Source organism: Klebsiella sp. OBRC7 (assembly GCF_000293135.1).
In the GTDB taxonomy this organism is placed as follows: Bacteria; Pseudomonadota; Gammaproteobacteria; order Enterobacterales; family Enterobacteriaceae; genus Klebsiella; species Klebsiella michiganensis.
Genome location: NZ_ALNJ01000036.1, coordinates 1 through 2,381 on the forward strand (window position 1 = coordinate 1; position 2,381 = coordinate 2,381).

Sequence of the window (2,381 nt, forward strand, 5' to 3'; positions counted from 1 at the left end):
CGTTTTGCTGTTTGATGCTGGTTTTGTCATGAGTAATCACCTCTGGTTGAGAGTTTACTCACTTAGTTGCGTGTCCACTAATGGTGGGTAGGATCAAACTGTGGGGTTCCGTGTCATCAGAGCCTTGAGGGGTAAAGCGGCTAAGTCATCGGTTCGAGTGGTAGAAAGAGCCCCTTTGTATCGCCCAAAAGGGGTACGTAAGGCATCGCATATCAGTGCATATTCCATAGTTATCTCCCGAAAGAAAAAGTTAGATATTGAGTAATGCTCTAGGAAAATAGTCAGAGCAATACCATTTTATTTTGAATTAATTAGTTACTTCTGCTATTTTTTGATTAAAAAAAACAAATAAAACTAAAGTAAATAAAAGCATATTTATATGGACACCAGTAATGGGACCCTGCTTGATCCAATATCCAAACCATGAGCCGCCAATAAGGAAGAAGAACCATTCAATTGAAAATAGAGCCAAGGTCATATTCGTAGTTTTGATTGCTTTTTCTTCGCTCAATGTGTTATGGAGAACAGATAAATAACGATAAGAAGAAAACCAAAATAAGCTTACTGTAATGAGCTGATAAGCAATTACCAGATACAAAAGTATTCCTGCATACTGAGATGGCCATGCTCGCCATCTAAGCCCAATTCCTAAGGTAGGATCGTCTTTCAATAAGTTTAAAGTGATTGTGTTTTCTATATTATATATATTTGTTCCGGGATCAAATATATTATTAAAAACTATAACGCTCATCCATAGCGCCATACCTGTTAATACAATCGTTTTAGCTAATATTTCTACTTTCATAATATTCACCATTGGTATATTAGTGGGCATGTTATAATGAATTTTAAAATGACGCGGAGATATAATTATCTTGTGTGTAATTAATTGCCTGTTTTCCTCGGTTTTCATTCATCAATGATAATACTCAGGGGTAAATAATTGGCCAGTTCCTTTTTTCCGCTATGGCAACTAAATTTTTATCATTTGTTGCAACGACGTGGGGTTCTCCTACTAATTCGAGAAAACCTAGATCAGAGATGTGATCCCCGAAGCCAGCACAATTGATAGGATCAACATGAGATGATGAAAGAAATTTCATAAGAGCATTCCTTTTTCCCTCACCAATCATTGATCCCCCGTCAATATCTCCGGTGTACTTACCCTCATCATTGATGACAAGATGAGTTGCCAGACAATATTCCACATTTAAATAATTAGCTAAAGGTTTGATGAAATCTATCGCCGAACCCGATAAAAATACTGGCTGATAATTTTCCCTTCGATACAACTCTAATTGATAAACCACTTTTTTTATAATGAATTTTTTATTGCTGGTGATTTTGTCGCATATATATTTTTGAGATATAGTGCAAACATCATCTTTTAATAATCCTTTTAATTCTTTGTAAAAAGCGCCGTTTACAGTCGCTCTGTCCATACCTGCATTCCGCATTTTTTGCAATCGTTCTTGTATTTCTTTAGGTTTTATGTGTATATAATGTTTGCTTATTTCTGTTAGAACAGAAAACATGCTTTTTTCATAAATTATTGTTTCATCCACATCAAAGAATGAGAATCTTTTCATTTGATTTCTCCGGTGTAATGGATTCAACAAGTCGCTTACAGGCCGACTGACATTTATATTTTTCAATCGGTTGGATTTTTTCCAGCTTGTAGTAAGTATGCTTCATACTCATCTGAAAACATCTTCGGCCTGCCTGAATTATTTCAATTTTACCTGAAAAGGAAACATTATCCCGTTCTGTGTTATTTTCCAAGGCTGTCCGAGTATATCGTATTAATGCTGGGATAGGGAAAGTGTAAGATTCAAACTGAGAATCCATACTATTTATTGCACCATATCTTTCATTTGAGAAAAAATTCTTAGAAAAATAATCCATTGCTACAGAAATAAACATTTGCCGACATGCTTCAATTAGTATCATTCCTTGCAGATGTAAACCAGTGATATGATCTGATAGTAATTCACTTTCATCATCTAATATTAGGCTTGCCTCATATGTATTTTCAGAGATTTGTACTGGTTTTGATATTAGGCAATTTTTTTCTTTATATTTATGAGTAATGCAGCAATCGGCAGGGGAGTTTTTAAAAAATAATTTAATCTGATATTTATCAGAAATTTTTTGTATTGCTTTTAATTCATTTTGTGACAAACCCAATCCTATAATCAATGATGTTTTTGAGAGTTTTTGTGGGCTTTTTATGAATTCAGAATAGATAATATTATCCGTCTCTTTACAAAAAGAAATAAACCTGTCACCAACAATGATTTTCATGATATATTACCTCTAAATAAACTTTAGTGAATGTAATGCACGTAAGTTATATCTTCCTATCGATATAGGCTTGTAAT

At 33.9% G+C, this 2,381-nt stretch carries 3 protein-coding genes and 1 pseudogene; all 4 read right to left on the reverse strand.

Annotated features, from left to right (window positions below; translation table 11 throughout):
- Positions 1-102: 102 nt before the first annotated feature.
- A pseudogene (locus HMPREF1144_RS33545) lies at positions 103-228 on the reverse strand (3-oxoadipyl-CoA thiolase); the annotation flags it as partial.
- A gap of 79 nt (positions 229-307) precedes the next feature.
- Positions 308-805 (reverse strand): DUF2165 family protein, encoded by a 498-nt coding sequence (locus HMPREF1144_RS09330; protein WP_042927377.1) that lies wholly within the window; start codon positions 803-805, stop codon positions 308-310.
- 124 nt (positions 806-929) lie between these two features.
- Positions 930-1,589: an HAD family hydrolase gene (locus HMPREF1144_RS09335; protein ID WP_009652596.1), complete on the reverse strand. Its 660-nt coding sequence runs from the start codon at positions 1,587-1,589 to the stop codon at positions 930-932.
- Positions 1,567-2,304 carry an AfsA-related hotdog domain-containing protein gene (locus HMPREF1144_RS09340; RefSeq protein ID WP_009652594.1) on the reverse strand — a complete coding sequence of 246 codons (738 nt, stop codon included), beginning with the start codon at positions 2,302-2,304 and terminating at the stop codon, positions 1,567-1,569. The genes HMPREF1144_RS09335 and HMPREF1144_RS09340 overlap by 23 nt, the downstream gene beginning before the upstream one ends.
- Between the last annotated feature and the right edge of the window lie 77 nt (positions 2,305-2,381).